At 35.2% G+C, this 24,581-nt stretch carries 22 protein-coding genes and 5 tRNA genes; 1 reads left to right on the top strand and 26 read right to left on the bottom strand.

The window, feature by feature from the left end:
* Window positions 1-70: 70 nt before the first annotated feature.
* The 25 genes from rpoB to J8281_RS08420 all read right to left on the bottom strand — a co-directional run bounded on the left by rpoB (window position 71) and on the right by J8281_RS08420 (window position 22,522).
* A complete protein-coding gene (gene rpoB / locus J8281_RS08540; protein WP_210197193.1) occupies window positions 71-3,880 on the bottom strand; it encodes a DNA-directed RNA polymerase subunit beta in 3,810 nt (1,269 codons plus the stop codon).
* A gap of 132 nt (window positions 3,881-4,012) precedes the next feature.
* Window positions 4,013-4,390, bottom strand: coding sequence for a 50S ribosomal protein L7/L12 (gene rplL / locus J8281_RS08535; RefSeq protein WP_210197192.1), 378 nt, complete (start codon window positions 4,388-4,390; stop codon window positions 4,013-4,015).
* Window positions 4,391-4,457: 67 nt separating this feature from the next.
* Entirely contained in the window at window positions 4,458-4,979 is a 522-nt protein-coding gene (rplJ, locus tag J8281_RS08530; RefSeq protein WP_210197191.1) for a 50S ribosomal protein L10, read from the bottom strand.
* A 15-nt stretch (window positions 4,980-4,994) separates the two neighbouring features.
* On the bottom strand, window positions 4,995-5,690 hold the full coding sequence (gene rplA / locus J8281_RS08525; RefSeq protein ID WP_210197190.1) for a 50S ribosomal protein L1: 696 nt from the start codon (window positions 5,688-5,690) through the stop codon (window positions 4,995-4,997).
* Window positions 5,691-5,708: 18 nt separating this feature from the next.
* Window positions 5,709-6,146 (bottom strand): 50S ribosomal protein L11, encoded by a 438-nt coding sequence (gene rplK, locus J8281_RS08520; RefSeq protein ID WP_210197189.1) that lies wholly within the window; start codon window positions 6,144-6,146, stop codon window positions 5,709-5,711.
* Between the two features lie 76 nt (window positions 6,147-6,222).
* Window positions 6,223-6,777: a transcription termination/antitermination protein NusG gene (gene nusG, locus J8281_RS08515; protein WP_210197188.1), complete on the bottom strand. Its 555-nt coding sequence runs from the start codon at window positions 6,775-6,777 to the stop codon at window positions 6,223-6,225.
* Window positions 6,778-6,787: 10 nt separating this feature from the next.
* The gene (gene secE, locus J8281_RS08510; protein WP_210197187.1) at window positions 6,788-6,985 is read right to left on the bottom strand and encodes a preprotein translocase subunit SecE; all 198 of its coding nucleotides are present in this window, start codon (window positions 6,983-6,985) and stop codon (window positions 6,788-6,790) included.
* A gap of 284 nt (window positions 6,986-7,269) precedes the next feature.
* Window positions 7,270-7,342, bottom strand: a tRNA-Trp gene (locus J8281_RS08505).
* Window positions 7,343-7,400: 58 nt separating this feature from the next.
* Complete coding sequence (gene tuf, locus J8281_RS08500; protein ID WP_210197186.1) at window positions 7,401-8,588, bottom strand: elongation factor Tu; 1,188 nt, start codon at window positions 8,586-8,588, stop codon at window positions 7,401-7,403.
* 58 nt (window positions 8,589-8,646) lie between these two features.
* A tRNA-Thr gene (locus J8281_RS08495) sits at window positions 8,647-8,718 on the bottom strand.
* Window positions 8,719-8,927: 209 nt separating this feature from the next.
* Window positions 8,928-9,000: transfer RNA gene (locus J8281_RS08490), tRNA-Gly, on the bottom strand.
* Window positions 9,001-9,095: 95 nt separating this feature from the next.
* Window positions 9,096-9,178 (bottom strand) — tRNA-Tyr (locus J8281_RS08485).
* A 234-nt stretch (window positions 9,179-9,412) separates the two neighbouring features.
* Window positions 9,413-9,486: transfer RNA gene (locus J8281_RS08480), tRNA-Thr, on the bottom strand.
* Window positions 9,487-9,587: 101 nt separating this feature from the next.
* Complete coding sequence (hpf, locus tag J8281_RS08475) at window positions 9,588-9,890, bottom strand: ribosome hibernation-promoting factor, HPF/YfiA family (protein WP_210197185.1); 303 nt, start codon at window positions 9,888-9,890, stop codon at window positions 9,588-9,590.
* A 56-nt stretch (window positions 9,891-9,946) separates the two neighbouring features.
* A complete protein-coding gene (locus J8281_RS08470; protein WP_210197184.1) occupies window positions 9,947-10,837 on the bottom strand; it encodes a tyrosine-type recombinase/integrase in 891 nt (296 codons plus the stop codon).
* Window positions 10,838-10,951: 114 nt separating this feature from the next.
* The gene (gene rpsU, locus J8281_RS08465; protein ID WP_025743950.1) at window positions 10,952-11,146 is read right to left on the bottom strand and encodes a 30S ribosomal protein S21; all 195 of its coding nucleotides are present in this window, start codon (window positions 11,144-11,146) and stop codon (window positions 10,952-10,954) included.
* A gap of 104 nt (window positions 11,147-11,250) precedes the next feature.
* Window positions 11,251-12,417 (bottom strand): acyl-CoA dehydrogenase family protein, encoded by a 1,167-nt coding sequence (locus J8281_RS08460; RefSeq protein ID WP_210197360.1) that lies wholly within the window; start codon window positions 12,415-12,417, stop codon window positions 11,251-11,253.
* 126 nt (window positions 12,418-12,543) lie between these two features.
* Window positions 12,544-13,416 carry a helix-hairpin-helix domain-containing protein gene (locus J8281_RS08455; protein WP_210197183.1) on the bottom strand — a complete coding sequence of 291 codons (873 nt, stop codon included), beginning with the start codon at window positions 13,414-13,416 and terminating at the stop codon, window positions 12,544-12,546.
* Window positions 13,417-13,559: 143 nt separating this feature from the next.
* Window positions 13,560-15,167, bottom strand: a complete 1,608-nt coding sequence (locus J8281_RS08450; RefSeq protein WP_210197182.1) for a sodium:alanine symporter family protein — start codon at window positions 15,165-15,167, stop codon at window positions 13,560-13,562.
* Window positions 15,168-15,265: 98 nt separating this feature from the next.
* Entirely contained in the window at window positions 15,266-16,282 is a 1,017-nt protein-coding gene (locus tag J8281_RS08445) for a TrkA family potassium uptake protein (protein WP_210197181.1), read from the bottom strand.
* The gene (locus J8281_RS08440) at window positions 16,279-16,500 is read right to left on the bottom strand and encodes a PspC domain-containing protein (RefSeq protein ID WP_210197180.1); all 222 of its coding nucleotides are present in this window, start codon (window positions 16,498-16,500) and stop codon (window positions 16,279-16,281) included. The genes J8281_RS08445 and J8281_RS08440 overlap by 4 nt, the downstream gene beginning before the upstream one ends.
* A 29-nt stretch (window positions 16,501-16,529) precedes the next feature.
* A complete protein-coding gene (locus J8281_RS08435) occupies window positions 16,530-17,807 on the bottom strand; it encodes a DUF2851 family protein (RefSeq protein WP_210197179.1) in 1,278 nt (425 codons plus the stop codon).
* 561 nt (window positions 17,808-18,368) lie between these two features.
* Window positions 18,369-19,349, bottom strand: a complete 981-nt coding sequence (locus tag J8281_RS08430; protein WP_210197178.1) for an AraC family transcriptional regulator — start codon at window positions 19,347-19,349, stop codon at window positions 18,369-18,371.
* A 155-nt stretch (window positions 19,350-19,504) separates the two neighbouring features.
* Complete coding sequence (locus J8281_RS08425) at window positions 19,505-20,866, bottom strand: pyridoxal-phosphate dependent enzyme (RefSeq protein WP_210197177.1); 1,362 nt, start codon at window positions 20,864-20,866, stop codon at window positions 19,505-19,507.
* A gap of 414 nt (window positions 20,867-21,280) precedes the next feature.
* Window positions 21,281-22,522, bottom strand: coding sequence for an ABC transporter permease (locus J8281_RS08420; protein ID WP_210197176.1), 1,242 nt, complete (start codon window positions 22,520-22,522; stop codon window positions 21,281-21,283).
* Between the two features lie 8 nt (window positions 22,523-22,530).
* Here J8281_RS08420 and J8281_RS08415 point away from each other — a divergent pair, with 8 nt between their 5' ends.
* Window positions 22,531-23,871, top strand: coding sequence for an exo-beta-N-acetylmuramidase NamZ domain-containing protein (locus J8281_RS08415; RefSeq protein ID WP_246849041.1), 1,341 nt, complete (start codon window positions 22,531-22,533; stop codon window positions 23,869-23,871).
* Window positions 23,872-24,061: 190 nt separating this feature from the next.
* Here the strand turns inward: J8281_RS08415 and J8281_RS08410 are convergent, their stop codons facing one another.
* Entirely contained in the window at window positions 24,062-24,553 is a 492-nt protein-coding gene (locus tag J8281_RS08410) for a YkgJ family cysteine cluster protein (protein ID WP_210197175.1), read from the bottom strand.
* Window positions 24,554-24,581 lie beyond the last annotated feature (28 nt).

Here is a 24,581-nt window from a genome sequence, read left to right as displayed (position 1 = left end):
TAATTTAAATTTGAATAATCTACGGCAATCGTACCTCGTGACTTCACTCGAGGTACAAAATTCGTATATATTATTCTTCTAATCTGATATCTAGACCCAAACCTTTTAATTCGTGCATTAAAACATTAAAAGACTCTGGTAATCCCGGTTCTGGCATAGGCTCACCTTTAACAATACTTTCGTATGTTTTTGCTCTTCCTATAACATCATCAGATTTAACAGTCAATATCTCACGTAAGGTGCTTGAGGCTCCGTAAGCCTCTAATGCCCATACCTCCATCTCTCCAAAACGCTGACCTCCAAATTGTGCCTTACCACCTAAAGGTTGTTGCGTAATCAACGAGTATGGTCCAATAGAACGTGCGTGCATTTTGTCATCTACCATATGACCTAATTTCAGCATGTAAATTACACCTACAGTAGCTGCCTGATCAAAGCGGTCTCCCGTACCACCATCATACAAGTATGTATGCCCAAATCTTGGGATTCCTGCTTCATCGGTAAGTTCATTAATTTGTTCGAGAGAAGCACCATCAAAAATCGGAGTAGCGAATTTTCTACTTAATTTTTGTCCGGCCCATCCTAACACAGTTTCATAGATCTGACCGATATTCATACGAGAAGGTACCCCTAACGGATTCAGTACGATATCTACAGGGGTTCCATCTTCTAAGAAAGGCATATCTTCTTCTCTAACGATACGAGCAACAATACCTTTATTACCGTGACGACCTGCCATCTTATCACCTACTTTGAGCTTACGTTTTTTTGCAATATAAACTTTTGCAAGTTTTATAATCCCTGAAGGTAACTCGTCTCCAACAGAAATCGTAAATTTTTCTCGTCTAAGATTTCCTTGTAAGTCATTTTCTTTGATCTTGTAATTATGAATAAGATCGGCTACCATTCTGTTGAGATCATCATCGGTAGTCCAGGTGCCTTTGGTAAGGTGTGCATAATCATCGACGCTATTTAGCATTTTTTGAGTATACTTTTTACCTTTCGGAAGCACTTCTTCTCCTAAGTCATTCATTACTCCTTGAGAAGTTTTTCCACCTACAATAGCGAACAATTTATCTACCAATTCAGATTTTAGCAATTCGAATTTGGTATCATACGATCTTTCTAAGATTTCGATGTCTTCTTTATCTTGAGAACGCTTTCTCTTATCTTTAATCGCACGAGCGAATAATTTTTTATCAATTACCACACCGTGTAATGAAGGTGAAGCTTTTAAAGATGCATCTTTAACGTCTCCTGCTTTATCACCAAAGATCGCTCTTAGTAATTTTTCTTCGGGAGTAGGGTCGCTTTCTCCTTTTGGAGTAATCTTACCTATAAGAATGTCCCCAGGTTTTATTTCTGCACCTACTCTGATCATTCCATTTTCATCGAGATCTTTCGTAGCTTCTTCAGAAACATTAGGAATATCATTTGTCAACTCTTCATTCCCCAACTTCGTATCTCGAACTTCTAAAGAATATTCATCAATATGAATGGAAGTAAAAATATCATCACGAACTACTTTTTCAGAAATTACAATCGCATCCTCGAAATTATATCCTTTCCATGGCATAAAGGCCACTTTCATATTTCTACCTAGCGCGAGTTCTCCGTTTTCAGTAGCATATCCTTGACATAAAACCTGTCCTTTGGCAACCTTATCCCCTACTCTTACGATAGGTTTCAAGTTAATGCTGGTTCCCTGATTTGTTTTACGGAATTTTATCAGATCATAAGTTTTTGAATCTCCATCAAAACTAACCATTCTCTCCTGGTCAGTTCTATCATATTTGATAGTGATTTTTTGTGCATCGACGTATTCAACTACTCCGGCTCCTTCTGCATTAATCAATACCCTAGAATCTGATGCGACCTGCCGCTCTAATCCTGTACCAACGATAGGTGCGTCTACTCGTAATAATGGAACTGCCTGACGCATCATATTAGATCCCATTAATGCTCGGTTGGCATCATCGTGCTCTAAAAATGGAATTAGAGATGCTGAAATCGAAGCAATCTGATTAGGGGCAACATCTGCATAATTTACATTGGTTGGCTCGATTACTGGGAAATCACCTTCCATACGCGCAATTACCTTTTCAGAATCTATGGTCCCATCTTCTTTTAAAGGAATATTAGCCTGTGCTATTAATTTTTCTTCTTCTTCTTCTGCACTAAGGTATTTGTAACCACTAAGATCAACTTTACCATCTTCTACTTTACGATATGGAGTCTCTAAGAACCCCATCGAATTCACCTTTGCGAATACCGAAAGTGAAGAAATCAGACCAATATTTGGACCTTCAGGAGTTTCTATAGGACACAAACGCCCATAATGTGTATAATGCACATCTCGAACTTCAAATCCTGCACGTTCACGAGAAAGACCCCCCGGCCCTAAAGCAGATAATCTACGTTTATGTGTAATTTCTGCCAATGGATTGGTCTGGTCCATAAACTGAGACAGCTGGTTGGTACCAAAAAACGAGTTGATTACCGATGATAAGGTTTTCGCATTAATCAAATCGATAGGCGTAAACACTTCATTATCTCTAACATTCATTCGTTCACGAATGGTTCGAGCCATACGCGCCAAACCAACTCCAAATTGTTGCGATAACTGTTCACCTACCGTACGAACACGACGGTTAGACAGGTGATCAATATCATCAATCTCAGCTTTTGAATTGATTAACTCAATCAAATATTTTATAATAGTTATGATATCCTCTTTGGTAAGTACCTGCTTATCCATTTCGATATCTAAACCTAATTTCTTGTTCATTCTATAACGACCAACTTCACCTAAATTGTAACGCTGATCTGAAAAGAATAATTTATCAATAATACCTCGTGCAGTTTCCTCATCAGGTGGTTCTGCATTACGTAATTGACGATATATATGTTCTACCGCTTCTTTTTCAGAATTAGTAGGATCTTTTTGTAAAGTATTGTGAATTATAGCGTAATCCCCTTTTTGATTATCCTCTTTATGTAACAGGATGGTTTTTGCGCCAGACTCGATAATCTCTTCAAGATGATCTTTGTCAAGAATGGTATCACGATCCAAAACAATTTCATTACGTTCAATAGAAACTACTTCACCTGTATCTTCATCAACGAAATCCTCATGCCATGTATTTAAAACACGCGCAGCTAGTTTACGTCCAAGTACTTTCTTTAATCCAGATTTAGAAACTTTAACCTCTTCTGCAAGATCAAATATTTCTAAAATATCCTTATCGCGTTCAAAACCGATCGCACGGAAAAGTGTAGTCACCGGTAATTTTTTCTTTCTATCAATATACGCGTACATCACGCTATTGATATCGGTAGCAAATTCTATCCATGATCCTTTAAAAGGAATTACTCTGGCAGAATAAAGTTTAGTTCCATTTGCATGGAAAGATTGTCCAAAGAATACTCCCGGAGAACGGTGTAATTGTGATACTACAACACGTTCTGCCCCGTTGATACAGAATGTACCACTTGGTGTCATATACGGAATAGTTCCTAAATACACGTCCTGAACAATAGTTTCAAAATCTTCGTGCTCAGGATCTGTACAGAATAGTTTGAGACGTGCTTTTAAAGGAACACTATAGGTAAGACCTCTTTCTATACACTCCTGAAGATCATACCTAGGAGGATCAACAAAATAATCTAAAAATTCTAGTACAAATTGATTACGAGTATCAGTAATCGGGAAGTTTTCCATGAAGGTGTTATATAAACCTTCGTTTCCTCTTTCTTCAGACTTTGTTTCTAATTGAAAGAAATCCTGGAAGGACTTAATCTGGATATCCAGAAAGTCTGGGTAATCAGGCCTATTCTTTACAGAAGAGAAATTCAATCTTTCAGTTTGCGTTGCTAACATCAATGGACGGAATTAAATTAAAATTTTAAAAAAGGGAGCGTATTAAAATACTTACTATCTATATACGCAAAATGGTTTAGACCTCAGAGAGTGCTCTCTGGGTCTAAACCTATATGTTCATTTATGGTAAGCTTACTTAAGCTCAACCTCTGCTCCAGCCTCTTCTAGTTGAGCTTTTAGAGCTTCTGCTTCATCTTTAGCTATACCTTCTTTGATAGCTTTAGGAGCACCATCAACTAATTCTTTAGCATCTTTAAGACCAAGACCAGTTAATTCTTTAACAAGTTTTACAACTGCCAATTTAGAACCACCTGCAGCCTTAAGAATTACATCGAATTCTGATTTTTCTTCAGCAGCTTCACCGCCACCAGCAGCACCGCCACCAGCAACTGCAACTGCAGCAGCAGCAGGCTCGATACCATATTCTTCTTTTAATATATCAGCTAACTCATTAACTTCTTTAACTGTTAAGTTAACTAATTGTTCTGCGAAATCTTTTAAATCTGCCATTTTCTATCGTTTTAATAAAATTCTTTAAATAAATATAATTTGTTAAAAAGTGCGTACGTTGTACTAATTATCCTTCTTTTTCGGATAATGTTTTAAGGATACCGGCTATTGTTCCTCCACCTGACTTTAATGCCGAAATAACATTCTTAGCAGGCGACTGTAATAATCCGATAATATCTCCGATAACTTCTTCTTTTGACTTTATGTTTACTAAAGTCTCAAGGTTTTCATCTCCGATAAAGATAGCTTCTTCTACAAAAGCACCTTTCAATAAAGGTTTTTCAGATTTCTTTCGAAATTCTTTTATAACTTTTGCAGGTGCATTACCAGTCTCGGCAAACATTAATGAAGTATTACCCTTTAAGACTGTAGGTAATTCTCCAAAATCCTTATCTGAATTCTCCATTGCTTTCGCAAGAAGCGTATTCTTGATTACTTTTAATGATACATTAGCTTTAAAACAAGCTCTACGTAAATTTGAAGTTGATCCTGCATCTAATCCTGAAATATCAGCTAAATAGATATTAGTATTTTCAGCCAACTGAGCAGTTAAGTCTTCAATTACTAGTGATTTTTCTTCTCTTGTCATAATCGTTTATCTTAATTACCCAGCAAAGTTTTTAGCATCTATTTCCACACCAGGGCTCATCGTAGATGACATATATATCGATTTAATATATACTCCTTTTGCCGCCTGTGGCTTCAACTTTACCAATGTCGTTATTAATTCTTTAGCATTACCGGCTATCTTTTCTGCATCGAATGAAGATTTACCAATAGCAGCATGAACAATACCGGTTTTATCAACTTTAAAGTCTATTTTACCAGCCTTTACATCTGAAACAGCTTTTGCTACATCCATAGTTACTGTACCAGTTTTTGGATTAGGCATTAATCCACGAGGTCCTAAAACTCTACCCAGTGGTCCTAATTTACCCATTACGCTAGGCATGGTAATAATTACGTCAACATCAGTCCAACCACCTTTGATTTTATCTAGATACTCGTCAAGCCCTACATAATCTGCACCGGCTTCTTTAGCTTCTGTTTCTTTATCTGGGGTCACTAATGCCAGTACTTTAACATCTTTACCCGTACCGTGTGGTAATGTTACTACGCCACGTACCATTTGATTTGCCTTACGAGGATCTACGTTCAAACGAACCGCTAAATCAACCGAGGCATCAAAATTAACGTTTGTAATTTCTTTTACCAAAGAAGAAGCCTCATTTAAAGAATACGATTTATTCTTATCAATTTTTGCGTTCGCTTCTTTTTGTTTTTTAGTTACTTTTGCCATTTTGTAAACTTTTTAGGATTAAAAAGGAGCTTGCCCTTTTACAGTTACACCCATAGAACGTGCAGTACCGGCAATCATTTTCATTGCAGATTCTACGGTAAATGCATTTAAATCCTGCATTTTATCCTCTGCAATAGTACGAACCTGATCCCAGGTAACACTCGCTACTTTTTTACGATTAGGCTCTCCAGAACCTTTCTTTTGTTTTGCTGCTTCCAGTATTTGAACAGCTGCAGGAGGAGTCTTTATAACAAAATCAAAAGACTTGTCTTTATACACATTGATAACTACAGGCAAAACTTTACCAGCCTTATCTTGTGTTCTACCATTGAATTGCTTACAGAATTCCATGATATTTACTCCGGCAGCACCTAAAGCAGGTCCAACTGGTGGAGAAGGGTTTGCCGCACCTCCACGTACTTGTAACTTTACAACCTTACTTAACTCTTTAGCCATTTTTCTAATTTTAGATTTAGTATTGTTCTATAAGTGGAAGCAAAAGAACAATTCTAGATATATAATGTAACAATTATTATACTTTTTCTACTTGCATGTAACTCAACTCTAACGGTGTCTTTCTACCAAAGATCTTCACCATTACTTCGAGCTTACGCTTTTCTTCATTAACTTTCTCGACGCTACCATTAAAACCATTAAAAGGACCATCGATAACCTTCACGGTTTCACCTACGGTATACGGTATAGCCACATTATCAGTCTTCACCGCTAATTCGTCAACCTTACCTAACATCCTGTTAATTTCAGCTTTTCTAAGTGGTACAGGATCTCCTCCTTTAACTTCACCAAGAAAACCGATAACACCATTGATTGATTTAATGATATGTGGTATTTCTCCTGAAAGATTAGCTTCGATCATCACATACCCAGGAAAGTATACACGCTCTTTATTAATTTTTTTTCCGTTACGAATCTGAACTACTTTTTCTGTAGGCACCAAAATTTGAGCCACGTAATCCTCAAGTCCCATATGCGCTATTTCACGCTCTATATAATCTTTTACTTTATTTTCTTGACCACTAACTGCCCTTACTACGTACCACTTTTTTGTATTATCTACTTCGGCCATTTTCACTACATTAAGATTTAACTAAAGTAAAATAATACTCTATCATATTACTAAATACGGTATCAACTCCCCAGATAGCCAAAGAAAAAATAACCGAAAAAACAATCACTACTACCGTTAACCTTTGTGCCTCGGCCCAAGGAGTCCAGGTAACATGATTTTTCAGCTCGTTATACGATTCTGTAACATAATTTATAAATCCAGCCATCTTATTTTATTTTTTAAACGAAATAAATTACTTCGTTATCACATCTATTTATTTATCACAGGCAATATAAGTTCTTAACTTTTCACTTTGTAAGCTACTGTGATCATTATATTTCAAATTATGATTACCTATTACAAAAAGGTATTCATAACACAATACCGTAGTACTTTTTCTATACAGGTTGAGAGGCTCCCTTCGACTTCGCTCAGGTCAGGCTTCTCGCCGCGTTACAAATTTATTTCTGAGAATACCAGTTAACAAATCAATACACAAAGCATTCTTAGCACGGGTTGAGAGGCTCGAACTCCCGACACCTGGTTTTGGAGACCAGTGCTCTACCAACTGAGCTAAACCCGTATACATAAGTCAAGGTATTCGCCGTAACGAATACCTTACTTATATACGATATGCTTAATTAGTCTAAAATTTCGGTAACTTGACCAGCACCTACTGTTCTACCTCCTTCACGGATAGCAAAACGAAGACCTACATTCATTGCAATTGGCTGAATCAACTCTACAGTAATTGTTAAGTTATCTCCAGGCATTACCATTTCAACTCCGTCAGGAAGCGCGATGTTTCCAGTCACATCAGTTGTACGTACGTAGAACTGAGGGCGGTAGTTGTTGTGGAATGGTGTATGACGTCCACCTTCTTCTTTCTTAAGGATATACACCTCAGCTTTGAAGTTTTTATGTGGAGTTACTGATCCTGGCTTAGTGATAACCATACCACGTGAGATTTCAGTTTTTTCAATACCTCTTAATAAGATACCTACGTTATCTCCTGCTTCACCTCTATCTAAGATCTTACGGAACATCTCAACTCCAGTTATGGTAGAAGTTAATTTTTCTGCTCCCATTCCGATAATTTCTACAGCATCTCCTGTATTGGCAACACCTGTTTCTATACGACCGGTAGCAACTGTACCACGACCTGTAATAGAAAACACATCTTCGATAGGCATTAAGAAATCTTTATCGACATCACGTTTTGGCAATTCGATCCACTCATCTACAGCCTTCATCAACTCCATTACCGTGTCTACCCATTTTTGTTCTCCATTAAGAGCACCTAGTGCAGAACCTGAAATTACAGGACCATTATCACCATCATACTCGTAAAAAGAAAGAAGATCTCTTACTTCCATCTCTACAAGCTCTAATAGCTCATCATCATCTACCATGTCTACCTTATTAAGGAAAACAACGATTCTAGGAATACCTACCTGACGACCCAATAAGATGTGCTCGCGAGTCTGTGGCATTGGACCATCAGTAGCCGCAACTACCAAAATCGCTCCGTCCATTTGAGCAGCACCAGTAACCATGTTCTTTACGTAATCGGCGTGACCAGGACAGTCAACGTGAGCGTAATGACGATTTTCTGTTTGGTACTCTACGTGCGATGTATTAATTGTAATACCTCTTTCCTTTTCTTCTGGAGCGTTGTCGATAGTATCGAAATCTCTAGCTTCAGAAAGACCAGCTTCTGCTAATACTTTTGTGATAGCAGCAGTCAAAGTTGTTTTACCGTGATCAACGTGTCCAATAGTACCAATATTTAAGTGCGGTTTGGAACGATCGAAAGTTTCCTTTGCCATAATTAATGTATTTAATCTTAGTTATATATTAGTGTTCAATTTATGCTTCTTTACTAAGAGCCAATGACGAGATTTGAACTCGTGACCTCTTCCTTACCAAGGAAACGCTCTACCCCTGAGCTACACCGGCTTTAAAAAGTACGAAGATAAACCAGAGTTCTTTGAACGTTTATCAAAAGAAAACCGACTCATCTTTTACTTTATTTTAAAAATCCAATGCTAAAAATGCATCAAGATTAGCTTTTGAGTAGAAAACTAAGTTTACTTTGTTCTACTCGATACAAATATTAAATCTGTACCATTATACATATTATGTTGTAATTATATGTATACAATTTGAGCGGGAGACCGGGTTCGAACCGGCGACATTCAGCTTGGAAGGCTGACGCTCTACCAACTGAGCTACTCCCGCATTTGCAATTCTAAATTCAGAACGTTGAATTAAGAATTAACACTAATCTATATTTTAATTCAGAATTCTGCGTTCTTAATTCTGAATTAATATTGTGGGGAGAGCAGGATTCGAACCTGCGAAGGTAAAAACCAACAGATTTACAGTCTGTCCTCGTTGGCCGCTTGAGTATCTCCCCCAAATGTTAGTATTTCAAAATGAACTTTGTGAATTTGAAAAGCGCAAAAATAATCATTTATTCTACAAATCAAAATTCAATAAAAATCATATTTCATAGTTATAAAACTGCTGGAAAACCAGTTGAAATATTCTTTTTTAACGCTACTAACAGCATAAACTTTTCCACTTTTTATAAATAAATAATTTTACAGTAAACTATTCATTTTTTAAGAGGATTTTTAAGTTTTAAAAGAGCCGATAGAGGGACTCGAACCCACGACCTGCTGATTACAAATCAGCTGCTCTAGCCAGCTGAGCTATATCGGCTTTTCACTATGTTTTAGAACATAAAAAAGTCCGCTATTTCTAACGGACTGCAAATGTATAATAATTTATGTTTTAGACAAAACTATTTATTAAAAAAATAGTCAAACATGCGCATTTAATTTTTCTTTTCGTTTTTTGAGTTGTCTTTCTAAAGAACTAACACATTCATCCACACCTCCTTCGAACGTTTTATTAATCTTTTTGATAATAAATTCATCTCCAGGCACACTCAATAAAATTTCAGTAATTTTATTTTCTTTTCCACTCGTATTCATTACTTTCAAAAATACATCGGCATGAATAATTCGATTAAAATGATTTTCTAACTTATCCAATTTCGCTTGAGTAAAATTCACCAATTTTTGATCTACGTTAAAATTTACAGATTGAAGGTTCACTTTCATAGGTGTTAATTTAATTGGTTTGACAACTATTTTAAGCCGAAAAGAAGCACTTATAATTACCTTTTGTTCCGTGGGTGAGATCGTTGATAAACTTTTGTTAGCTGAGCGACACTGTTATTCGTATACACTTGCGTGGCAGCTAAACTGGAATGACCAAGCAATTCTTTTACAGCATTCAAATTTGCTCCTTCATTAAGTAAATGGGTCGCAAATGAATGTCTTAGAATATGCGGACTCTTTTTAACCTTTGCAGAAGCCTTACTAAAATAACTATTTATGATTCGATACACAAGTGTTTCATAGATTTTAACTCCTTTTTTAGTGAGCAGCAAGAAGGGCTCATTTTCTTTTACTTGTATATCTGATCTCACCTCTAAATATAGCTTTAGCGTTTGACATACTGTATCTAAAAGAGGCACATATCGCTCTTTATTACGCTTTCCCAGGACTTTAATTTGCCTGGCGCTAATATTGATATCTAAAACCTTTAAATTAACTAACTCTATTCTTCGCATTCCGGTAGCATAAAAGAGTTCTACTATTAGTCTATCTCTAATACTTTCGAAATCATGAGCATCTCTTAAATCGTCAAGAACATTATCAATTTCACTTTCTGAAAAAGGAATTTGAATTGTTTTTGAAACTTTTAAAGGTTTGTGTTTTGCTAGTGGATTGTTGGTTATTTCACCTATTTTCAATAAGAATTTATAATATGATTTAAGAGAAGAAATTTTTCTATTAATAGTTCGATTGGACACTTTTTGCTCAACTAAGACTACTATCCATGAACGTATTTGAGCATAGTTTGCTTTTGTGATAACGTCGCTTTCGAACTCTTGTATATAAAAGTTTGAAAAAGCTTCTAAATCTGCCTTATACGCAACAATTGTATGTTTTGCGTAATTTTTTTCAAAAAGCAGATACTCCAGAAATTTAGAAAAAAGCATAAAAAAACCGTTAGAACTACAAAAATATAAAACTTTTGTAATCCTAACAGTTTAATCTATACTGAAAAACGAAGCTTTTGTTAAAAGTAATACAGAGAACTACGCTTCTACATTTTAAATCTCTTCCTGATCTCGTAAGTGCTGAATATATTGCGCTTTCTGAACTTGAGCTCTACGCTCTACAGAAGGTTTTGTAAATGCTTGACGTTTACGAAGCTGACGCATCGTTCCCGTTCTATCGAATTTACGCTTAAAACGTTTTAACGCTCTATCTATATTTTCTCCGTCTTTAACTGGTATAATTAACATAGTTGCACCTCCTTTCTTTAAAAATTAAGTTGCAAATATACTACAATACTATAATATACAAAGTCTTTTCTATTTTTATTTCAGCGACCGGTAGACCTATTTATTTAAGTTGCTGGTTTATACTCTTTCTTGTCGATAACCATCTTTGCAATAATTTCTCTTAGAATTTCTGAAGTACCTCCACCAATAGGCCCTAGCCTGCTATCACGAAATAGTCGAGCTAGAGGATATTCTTCCATATATCCATATCCACCCAATAGTTGCAAACATTTGTAGATAACTTCATCAGCTATTTTTGTGGACAGTAATTTTGACATACTTGCTTCCTTGACTACATATTTACCATCATTTAAGCGTTTGGCAATAGAATAATTAAACTCTTTGCACATTTCTACCTCACTAGCCATATCGGCTATTGTATGTCGTAATGCCTGAAATTTATCAATTGTTTTACCAAAAGCTTCTCGAACGGCCATGTAACTAATCGTATACTCCAGAGCAAACTCTGCTCTCGCATGTGCGTTGACCCCCATAATCAAACGCTCTAAGGCAAAATGCTGCATGATATAAGAGAAACCTTTATTCTCTTCTGCTAAGAGATTATCGAGTGGAATTTTAACATTATCAAATGAAATTTCTCCTGTATCAGATGCTCGCCATCCTAATTTCTCGAGCTTTGTTGCTCTTATACCAGGAGTTTCACGGTCAACAACAAACATGCTAATACCTTTATTACCAAGATCGGGATTGGTTTTTGCAGCAACAACGAGATAATCGCTATATACACCATTGGTGATAAAAGTCTTAGATCCATTAATTAGATAATGATCCTCATGTTTTACAGCTGTTGTTCGCATTCCCGCAACGTCAGAGCCTCCAAAAGGTTCAGTAATTGCTAAACATCCAATTTTTTGACCCGCAATACTTGGCGTGAGGTATTTTTCTTTTATTTGTTGATCGCCTTCTTTGTTTATATGGGTCATTGCCAAATAGACATGTGCCCAAATCGCTGCAGCAAAACCTCCTGAATTTATTTTTTGTAATTCTTCTAACAAAATTAGGGTATAGAACAAGTCCAAATTCAGGCCTCCATATTCTTCGGGATATGCAATCCCAAAATACCCCATTTCGCCAAATTTTTCCCAAATAAAGCGGTCGATAGTTCCGGATTTTTCCCATTTATCAATATGCGGTGTGACTTCTTTTTTAAGAAAATCTTGTAGACTTTGTCTAAACAATTCGTGCTCTTCTGTAAAATACATGCTGTTCATATGATAACATCTATGATTTTTGATTAACATAGCACTGTGCATCATAATAAATTCTCCACCCATAAGAATGTTGGATGTTAATACATTGAGGATCCATTAAAATTCACAGCAATTTTTTTCCGATTTTTATTTTAATGTCAAATATAAAGCTATTCTATCTATTTTTTCTAACGAAAATCCTTCGATTTTTCCTAATTCATTAAAATCAGAGATGATCCCATGATTATCTATCAAATCTTTTATTTCTATTGCGGTTTCAAAATCGAAATAGGGTATTTCTAACAATTGCTTAATTGATGCTTCGTTAATATTTATTTTTTTTACAGGTTTCGAAGTTTTGACTGTATACGATGCCAGTATTTTTCGTCGTTGATTATCAAAAAGCCCTGATACATCTTTGAGCTGCAAGTCGTGTATAAATCCTCCGATTTTATTTCTATAATTAACGATTCTTCTGGCGATAAAATCTGGTAGCTCTATTTGCTGTTGTAAAGTTGCAGCGGTTACCGTATTAAGGTCTCCTTTTTGGTTCAAGGTTTTGGTTATTGTTCTTTTTTTGTACTCCCTTTTAACTGTAGTTCTCTTGGCTAACCAATCGGGAAACTTAAACAAAGGTGCTATCACACTTAGCAACGAATCTGACACCTGGGTGACTTTTTTAAAATCTGCTATAGAATTAACCCATTTACCTTGTTGCCTAAATGCTGTAAGTCGATCTAATTCTTTTGGAGACAACCCCAGTTGATATCCTTTAAAATCAGAGATAAAATTAGGGTTAAACGTTTTTAGTTTCACTTCATCCCTTTGCTGTATGGCTATTCTTTTTAAGGAATCTACCTGTTGTTGAAATTCTTTAAGTTCGACGAAGTTTTGCTGATCTACTTTGGTATACGGATAAAAAATAAATAAAAGTATGCTCAATACGATGAGCAGCGATAATACTAAAATCCCATTTCTGAAACGTAAATGCATTTCAAAATGGGATTTTAAAGTATTCATTTATGGTATGAGTTATGAGTGTGAGATACGAAGTACTAAACGTAAATGAACAGATTTCATAAGTTTAAATTTTAATAATTAATTGGTAGTAAATTAATTATAAAATTGAGAACGTAGGTAACCGCTACACTTGTTATCATGGACTAGGATCGTGATTCTTTAATCGCTGTAAAATATCGCGTTAATTGCTTTTTGACTACCGGGAATAAGAAATATAATCCTACCATATTCGGAAATACCATAGCAAAAATCATAGCATCTGAAAAAGCCCAGATAGAATTCATACTTGCAGCCGCTCCAATCACCACGAAGGTTAGAAATAAAATTTTGTATACTAGATCGGCTGTTTTTCCTCTACCGAATAAAAATTTCCAGGATTGCAGACCATAATATGACCATGAAATCATGGTGGAAACTGCAAAAAGAACAACGGCGATGGTTAGAAATATATCAGAATATGGAATGTACTCGGCGAAGGCCATTTGTGTTATTCCGGCACCTTCGTACGGGAGTCCGTCTATGAAAACTACTCCGGTGCCATCTCCTCCATATTCAAATGCACCTCCAGAATTGAATATTATAATTACTAATGCAGTCATTGTACATATTAACACGGTATCGATAAATGGCTCCAACAAAGCAACTAGTCCCTCGCTGGCAGCATATTTCGTTTTAACAGCAGAGTGTGCAATCGACGCAGAACCTGCGCCTGCTTCATTAGAAAATGCTGCTCTTTTAAAACCAACCAATAATACGCCTATGAGTCCGCCTACACCAATAGCTTTAGGACTAAAAGCTTCGCTTACAATCATTCCTAAAGCATCATCTACAAAAGAAAAATTACTAAATATGATGTAAATACATGCCAATACATACATTACAGCCATAAACGGAACTACCTTTTCGGTTACCGAGGCAATACGTTTGATACCTCCTATGATGATAATTCCCACAAGTACAGCTAAGATCACGCCAATCCAAAAACCAGCACCAGTACTTTGTAATCCAAACATTTCTTTTAAAACAATAGTTGCCTGATTGGACTGTGCTGCATTTCCACCTCCAAAAGATCCTCCAATACAAAAAATAGCAAATAAAACTGCAGTAATTTTACCAACCCAGGCAAACCCTTTTTCTTTCAGTCCTTTGCTAAGATAATACATAGGACCGCCGTAAACGGTACCATCTTCACCTACATCTCTATATTGAACCCCAAGTGTACATTCTACGAATTTGGTAGACATCCCAAGTAAACCACAGATTATCATCCAAAATGTAGCTCCTGGACCTCCCAAGGCAATCGCCAAGGCAACACCTGCGATGTTTCCATTACCTACAGTACCAGAAACGGCAGTTGCTAACGCTTGAAAGTGAGAAACCTCTCCTTCTTTAGACTCATCCCGAATCGTATCTTTTATATCTCCGTCAACTGTATTAATTTCAGCTTTTCCTTGAATTCCATGTCTCTCAACATCATCATACTTTCCTCTAACAACATTGATAGCTCTTCCGAAGTATCGAACATTCGGAAACCCAAAATAAATCGTAAAGAACAGAGCACTCAATACTAACAATATGATTACAAAAGGGGCGCCGCTAAAAACTTCAAAAAAAATGACACTTGAGAAAAAATCTGATACCGGCTGAAAGGCTTCATCTATTTTTTGATCTAAGCCTTTTTCTGTGGTTTCTTGTGCGAATGTTATTATAGGAATTGTAAATACTAGAATCGAAAGAAGAATTCTCTTCATAATGTGTGAGTTAATTAAATTTTATGTTTTTGAAGTCAGCAAGATGGCAAAAAAAACGTTTGCGAACAATTTTTAGCGAGTTAAATGTTTAGAAACTGTTAAATATCAAACTCTCTATTTAAACGATTTACTTGCTCTGGACGCCCTAGAACCACAATCTTAGATCCTGGTCCCAATGGTGTATCGGCTTCTGGATTAACAATGTAATCTCCTTGTGGGGATTTGTATCCTATAATGGTGCAACCTGTTTTTGATCTCATATCTACAGTACGTATCGTACGTTCTTCTTGATCATCAAACATGTCTTCGAAAGAAACCTCTTCTATGTTTATAGATTTTTTACCTACGATTGAAAGATTGTCTAGGAATTCTATTAAATCAGGAACTACTACAAGAGATGCCATATGATCTCCTCCGATTCTATCGGGCATAATTACATTATCTGCGCCAGCCAATCGTATTTTTTTATAGGAAGCATCCTGCGAAGCTCTACTAATTATCTTAAGGTTTTTATTGATCTGTCTTGCTGATAGTACAATAAATAGATTATCTGCATCCTCTGGTAATGTACAGATTAAACAAGAGGCATTTTTCATTCCTGCTTCTAGCAATACCGAATCTTCAGTCGCATTGCCTTTTAAAAACAGAATTTTATCATCATGGTATCGATCAATGACTTCAGTATCATTTTCAATAACTATAAAAGGTTTATCATAAGCCATTAGCTTTACGGCAGCCTGTTTACCGTTACGACCATAACCTACAATAATTATATGGTCTTCAAGTTGATGTATCATTTTTTGCATTTTTCGATATTGTACTTTTTTGGGATCGTTTTTACTTACGATATAATCTGTGATTACAGAAACTGAATAAGCAAAGATGGCAACACTAGTAGAAATTAAGAATACTGTAAATAGCTTGCCGTTATCATCAAGTGGCTGCACTTCTTCAAAGCCAACTGTGGTCATGGTAATAACCGTCATATATAAAGCATCAACCCAGGAATAATCAGATAAAATACGAAACCCAAATACTCCAATAATAATGACTGTAACTAATAAAATTAGTGCGATATACACTTTTGGTCTTCCCCAATTATACGTTTCAATCATAAATCAAATACAGAAGTTCGTTTGGTATACACCAAATCCTTTAGTCTTAACCAAAATGCCATATTTAAATAGATTATAAAACCTAATCCTGCAGTGGCAAATGTCAAATAAATGAAAAAAAGTCGTACGTTTTTCGCTCTCATTCCTAATCGATCAGCCAATCTGGAGGATACATAAAATCCGTTGCGCTCTAAAAAATGTCTTAGATGATATAGCATATCGCAAAATAATTATATTATCCTAAACTTCAATCTTGATTTAGCAAATAATTACCTACAGCACATTGTAAACATGCTTTTTGTTCGCAATACTTCGTTTTAAGTTGTAGTAATGCCTGAGAATGCATCACATGATGTACAGGTACTTTTAAAGCGGTAAAATTATCTATAATACTATTTTTTTCAAAAGACAATTCCTGTATTAAATTAAATACCTTATCATCATGATAACCTTTACTTTTGGCATAGGCGAATCTAAACGGAATAATTGTATTGATCACAATAAGATCAATAAACGCTCGGGATAAACGCTTTTTTCGATATTTGGATTGTTTTTCCAAAGTGTAATGCGTGTTCCAAAAATTAGTAGTCTCAATCTCGAAAAGTTTATATGTCTCATCAATCGAAGTACTTTTTATACTATTATGAAAGAAATTAGTGTTCTTATAGTATAAGGCTGCCAACTGAGCTAATCGCAATGTTGGGAAATTAGCAGGTCTTAACCTGAAAAACTGCATAGGTATGATTCCATTAGTTTGAAGTTGAAATTTATTTTTCAAAAATTCGTATTCTTTTCTAAGTTTTCCAGCATAAGGTATATCTATATCTTTATTTAACAGTCCAGCTTGCCCTAGAAAAAGAGCTTCTAATGTATGCAACGCTGTGCTACACTTTTGAATAACTGAAAAATCTATAGAATTAGCCAGGCTTAAAAAAGCTTCGCTATTAACTTTTAATCCAAAATTTTTTGCCAATAGCTTAAATAAAGTTGCTTCCCAATTATTGGTCGAATTTTTTAATAATGATGTGATGACTATTGATTTTTGCTCTAGTCGTTCTATGTACAAACGTTCTTGCCAATGATTCATAATAAAATCGGGGACCTTTGATATGAGTCTTTCACAAGATATCCAATTGGTATTGCTTGTACTATATAGCTTTTGATATTGAAGGAGAAGATGCTTGTCGATGTAATTTTTTAATTGTAACGTTGGAATCGAGGTATTATCCTGTCTATAAATATGAATATCATCTTCCCAAACAACATGAAGAATTACATTGTCATATGCTTTATCAGTTTCGTGCTGATGCACATACCAATCACTTGATTTATAATGAACCTCAACATTACCTGCCCATTTTTGATCTGCAATGCTTATTAAAGCATTAAAAAAATCAGGACCAGCGCTTTGTGTATTATGTTCTCCAACGCGATGTAAAATGAGGCACTGTTCTTCTGTCGTTCTTAAATTTTTGAGATCAAACTTTTTATACTTCCAGAGATATTGGATAAAATCTTCATTCATAATATGTATAGCTTACTATTTGCAAGGTCTACCTAGAATTAATAAGTAGATAATAGCATTCGCCATGTACATTTTGGGTAAGATGAAGACAAATGTAGTAGCTTTTTATATTGCTGTAAAACTACTAAAATTATTCTATACACAAAGTGCTTTAGGTATACTTTAAAATTCCTGCATGGTAAATAATAAACATAGCACAACTTGAATTTGATGTAATACCAAAATGAATATAAAATAGGATAAAATGTTTTCACACTACCCAAACAGCCAGGTATAGTATTCATTTTGAAACAATAATGAGATAAATACGCTTTAAAAAAGAAGGTAAAACAGCCCGTTAAGCAATATTTCCTTAATACTGCGTTAATTTCTAACAAAATATGTACTATTGGTAACATTTTCTGTATTAATGGAAAGCTTTACATTGATAGCATTCCGTTACTTTGTATTTGACTAAGGGAAAATTAGATTCAAAACGACATAAAGATTGCAAAACCCTAAGCTAAGTTGAGTTTGTGTTAGGTTATAGATGGTTGTCAATTTTTGACAACCATCTTTATTTTATGCGTTTGTATCTGGAAAAACATCAAACTTATTGAAAAACGCTTTTTTAAATTTTGAAGAGTTTGAATAATTTAGCGTATCCATGACTTCTTTTATCGATAATCCATCACCAAATATAAGATTGTAAGAGCTTTCTAATTTTTTATTATTGAAAAACTCTAAAGGTGTTTGATCGTGAATCTCTTTAAACATATTAAAAAAATTGGTTCTACTCATATGCGCCATAGCCGCTAATTGATCCACTCCTACAAAAGGTTCTTGTAAATTTTCTTCTAAATAATTACTTACTTTATATATATTTCCTACTTGAGCGCTATTAATATGAAATGGGTTACTTGCCGTTTCCCATTTTAGTACGTCTTTCCAAAATGTTTCTAGAAGCCGAATTCCTCTGGCTATATAATATAAATAATTTTCTACAGTACTATTTTTAGGAGTTACGATTTGGTCAAAAAGATTGGATTGCTTGTAAGATAGATAAAACTTATTAATATGCTGATGAGAACAACGAATATAATGGTCTAATTTTTCTGCCATAGTACTACTTTTCATAAAGTAGGGCTCTGTGTAGGTACTTTTAAGCACGATCATTGTAGATTTTACCTCGGCACCTTTGGTGATCAAAACTTGTTCTCCGTACTGCGCATCCATACATCTCATGTTTCCCGGTGTATAGCTATCTGAATATTTACTTATTATTTGATTAGTCTCAAACTGGTGATCCAACGCGTATTTTCTAAAATGAAGAATTATATCTTTATCCTTAATAGGTCTCCTGATATATTTTATATCTACATTAGCTTTATAGTTATTAATAAGAAGAAAGACTTCGGGAGAGATTTTATAATAAGACAAATATCCATCGGCAATTTTTTTTGGAAAATAAATCCGGTCTGATGAGCTACCCGGATCTAATTGAGACCTGTAAAAGTTTCTCAGATTATCAATATCAGCAAAATCAAATGAGTATTTATACATAGTGTCGTTCCCTTAATTAATGAATCCTTATCATTTATATAGATAAGCTTTCTCGTATTTTGTTGCGTGAACTATACTCCCAATTACGCAAATATCCCCTTTATTAGTTTTTTACTAATGCAGGGGATAGGCTATTTTATTTTAAATATACTAATTTATTTTATATGACTGATTACGTCATATTTGGTGATGATCTGATGTTGTCCTTCTTCAAGCTTTACCAACACAGCTGGATTTCCATTTTTGATAAGTTTGGAGATTTGGTCAAGAGAGGTTTTAGAATCTACAATTGGAAAAGGAGCTTTCATCACTTCTTTTATAGGGGTACTATCCATATTTTTATCTTCCATAAAAGCTTTAAAAAGTGCGCTTTCATCTACAGAACCTACGAAACCATCGGTATCTACCACTGGAATTTGAGATATTTGATATTTACGCATACGTTCTATAGCGTGAGAGACTAATTCTTCTGTCTTAACCGTTACCAAGGGTTTATCTGCGTGATCCTTGATCAAATCGATTGCAGTAGACACTTCTTCTTCAAGAAAACCTCGTTCGCGCATCCAATCATCATTAAACATCTTACCTACATAGCGACTGCCATGATCATGATAAAGTACAACAACAACATCATCTTTTGAAAAATGTTCTTTTAATTGCAGTAGCCCTTTTATTGCGGCACCTGCACTATTCCCTAAAAACATTCCTTCTTCTTTTGCTAATTTTTGCGTGTAAATAGCAGCATCCTTATCGGTTACTTTGGTAAAACCATCAATTACTGAAAAATCTACATTTTTTGGAAGAATATCTTCTCCTATCCCTTCGGTTATGTAAGAATAGATTTCATTTTCATCGAAAATACCTGTCTCATGATATTTTTTAAATACTGATCCATAGGTATCTACACCCCAAACTTTGATATTCGGATTTTGTTCTTTAAGGTATTTCCCAACACCAGAAATGGTGCCACCGGTACCAACTCCTACGATAAAATGAGTAACTTTTCCCTGGGTTTGCTTCCATATTTCTGGCCCTGTACTTTGGTAATGTGCCAGTGTATTTGAGGGGTTGTCATATTGATTAACATACCAGGAGTTAGGAGTTTCTTCAGCTAATTTTCGAGAAACGGAATAATAGGATCTTGGATCATCAGGCTCTACATTTGTAGGGCACACCATTACCTTTGCTCCTACTGCTCGAAGAATATCCATTTTTTCTTTAGATTGTTTATCGGCCATTACACAAATTAACGTATATCCTTTTACAATAGCTGCTAAGGCTAATCCCATGCCTGTATTTCCTGAAGTACCTTCTATTATTGTACCACCGGGCTTTAATCGACCGTCTGCTTCTGCATCTTCAATCATTTTTAACGCCATTCGGTCCTTTACAGAGTTTCCCGGGTTAAAAGTCTCGTATTTGGCAAGCACCAAAGCATCTATATCCTTAACTAAAGCATTCATCTTTACCAAAGGAGTGTTTCCAATGGTTTCCAAAATATTTTCTGCGTATTCCACTCGTATAATTTTATGATATTTTGTAATGCAAAGATACGACCTAGTTTGTCTATTGACAATTTTTGAACAACAATTGCTAATACCAAACTGAATATAGAAATAGTCCAATCCACTTGTTCATATCACCTTCTACTTCATTACAAAAAGCTTTCAGAGTTAAACCTGATTTATGCATTAGAATTTCGTTATGAGGGTTTAAAATGCCATAAAACCAAGTGTTTTCTAAGTTTTAGCATAGCATCGCTATGGTGAAACTTAAAAATACAACGTAGTGATTGGTTTTGCAGCAGTTTCAAGCTGTAATAGATTTTCTAATGCATAAAGCGGGTTAAAGCTATATAAGAATTTTGAAGCTTTGCAGAAGGAGATAGCAACGGCGCACCTTTAGCCTATTTCTATATTCAGTTTGGATAACTATTGGAAACGGATAGATTTCGTAGGAGAAATCTTCGAAACGATGTACGATGGAATCAATAACATGAATAAACACAGTAGCATGGTCCCAAGGTTAAGAACTACGATATGCACCGCACTAATAAATACAGGGGCAGTACTTACATAGTAGGTTTCAGGATTAAGCCCTACTACCTCGTAATGATCTTGTATAAACAGTAAACCGATACCTATTAGATTCCCCCAAAACATACCTATAGCGATCAAATACGCCGCATTGTATAAAAATACTTTTCTTATACTCCAGTCTGGTGTTCCCAATGCCTTTAATATGCCTATCATAGGTGTCTTTTCTAAGATTAAAACTAATAGTGCCGTAATCATATTAATACCTGCCACTATTATAATGATACCAATAATTCCTATAATATTTAAATCAAAAAGTTTTAACCATTCAAAAATCGTAGCATATTTTAGTGTTATTGTTTGACTGTCTAATGTAGAGGGTATATTTTCATAAATTTGTTGACCTTTTTCATCAATCTCTTCAAAATTATCGATAAAAACTTCAAAATTGCCTACCTCGTCATCTTTCCATTTATTCATCTTTTGTATGTGCCGTATGTCTGCAAAAAGATATGTTTCATCAAATTCTTGAAAACCAGAATTATAGATACCAGCTATTGTAAAAGCTCTAATAAAAGGCTGTGTATTGGATGCTGTGTTCTTCTTCAAAAAATAAGTAATCACCTTGTCGCCTACTTCGAATGCTAATTGACGGGCTACATGAGAAGAGATTAAGATTTCATTATTCAGTTTACCTTTAAAATTTGGAAGTTTGCCCGCCACCAGATACTCTTTAAAGTAATCCCAATTGTAATGTTCATCAACCCCTTTTACGATGATACCATCAAAATCTGAATCTGTTCTTATCAAACCCATTTTGGTAGCTACGGCTTGCATATGAACGATACCATCGACATCAGGAATTTTGGGAAAAAAATTTTGTTCTACAGAAATAGGAATCAAAGATTCTACACTACTATTATTATCAAAACTCGTAATAATAACATGCCCATTGAATGCTGCTACTTTTTCTCGAATTTTATGTTGTAAGCCTATACCTGTAGCGACCGTAATCAGCATCATGATCATTCCCAATGCGATAGCAGAAATCGCAATTTTTATAATAGGAGTCGAAATGCTACTTTTTTGTTCCTTACCTTTGATAAGACGTTTAGCGATAAAATACTCGAAATTCAAGCTTAACTATGATTTTGATTAACAAAGCATCTATCCATATGGAAGACAGGTTCAAAAATACATTTTTATTCTTTTGTACCTTGATTATTTTCTGCGGAAGTATGATAAAAGCATCTGCGCAAACAATCCAAAATAAACAACAGGACACTATAGCGCTGCAACAAACTGAAGCCCAGGAGGTGCTTTCTGACCCCATTATTGTAGGGGCTAATCAAACTGAAGAATACCTTCCACTCCTTCAAGGAAAAAACATTGCCATTGTTGGTAATCAAACTTCAGTCATCTTTAAATATCCTAATATTGCACCATTACTAGAAGATGAACAAGGCATTCGGTCATTAAAATTTCAACAATATACCCACTTGGTAGATTCATTATTATCAAATAACATTGCCGTTAAAAAAGTTTTTGCTCCAGAACATGGTTTTAGGGGTAAAGCCGATGCAGGGGAATTAGTTGCCGATGAAAAAGATATAAAAACAGGCTTACCCATCGTGTCATTACATGGTAAAAATAAAAAACCAACGGCAGAATCACTATCAGGTATAGACCTTATGATCTTTGATATTCAGGATGTGGGCGTGCGTTTTTACACCTACATATCAACACTACATTATGTAATGCAGGCCTGCGCAGAAAATAACATAATGCTACTCATACTGGATCGCCCTAACCCGAATGCGCACTATATAGACGGACCAACATTAAAACCTGAGCATTCTAGTTTTTTAGGTATGCATCCTATTCCCCTCGTTCACGGAATGACCATTGGTGAATATGCCCAAATGATTAATGGTGAAGGATGGTTAGGTGAAGGATTAACTTGTAAAATTACCATTGTACCCGTTAAAAATTATTCACACCAAAAATTTTATAGCCTCCCTATTCGGCCCTCTCCAAATTTACCCAATGATAAAGCCATAAATTTATACCCTAGTCTAGGATTTTTTGAAGGAACCACAATTAATGCAGGAAGAGGAACCGAAACCCAATTTCAAGTTTTTGGCTCTCCAGACCTTACCTTAGAGAAGTACGATTATGCCTATATCCCCAAACCTAATTTTGGAGCGAAGTATCCCAAACATCAGGGTGAGGTTTGTTATGGCAACGACCTTCGAAAAATGAATCGTTTACATCGCATACAACTGGATTGGTTAATTAATGCCTATAAAAACTGTACAGGTAAAGAGAAGTTTTTTAATACCAAGTCTTTCACCCTACATGCAGGTAATGAAGAACTTCAACAGCAAATAATGGCTGGTTTGAGTGCTACACAAATTAAAAAATCATGGAGTGAAGATCTTGAAAAATATAAAAGAAAAAGAAAGAAGTATTTGATATACAATTAATAAATTATGAACTGGTTTAGACTTTTTTGATTTAGGCGAAAAATGAAGGTTTTGTGCTTAGATGAAGTAATTTTTTACTTGCATAGCCGCGCTACGGAAGTCAAAAATTATAAAATATGAGTGCAAAACGGCATTTTTTTAGCAAATTGAAAAAGTTTAAACCAGTTCTATTTAAAGGTATCGATAACTATTAAGAAATCTTTGCCTTCATTTTTTCAACAATGTGATACGCAGCAGGACAAATAGCAACATTTTTTAATGTCAAATTCGCAATCTGATGGAATTTTTTACGATTGGTATGAGGGTACTCTCTACAAGCCTTTGGTCGTACCTCATAAATCGCGCAATAATTATCTGCTCCTAAAAACGTACAAGGTGTTTCTTGTAAAACCATATCGCCATCTTCATCTTGTTTAAGGTATTGTTCTTCAAATTGACGAGGCTTCATTTTAAAAAACTTCGAAATTCTTTCTATATCTTTATCTGTAAACAAAGGACCTGTCGTTTTGCAGCAATTCGCACAGCGTAAACAGTCGGTTTGTCTAAACTCTTCGTCGTGTAGCGCCTGCATTATATAATCTAATTGCTTAGGCGGTTTTTTTCTGAGCTTTGTTAAGAACTTTTTGTTCTCTATATATTTATCTTTGGCCAGTTGCGGTAATTGATCAATGAATTCCTGCATACTGCAAAATTAAGTGTTAACTTTCAGT

The sequence above is a fragment of the Aquimarina sp. U1-2 genome, from assembly GCF_017897595.1.
Taxonomy (GTDB): domain Bacteria; phylum Bacteroidota; class Bacteroidia; order Flavobacteriales; family Flavobacteriaceae; genus Aquimarina.
This window is presented reverse-complemented; position numbering and strand designations above follow the sequence as displayed.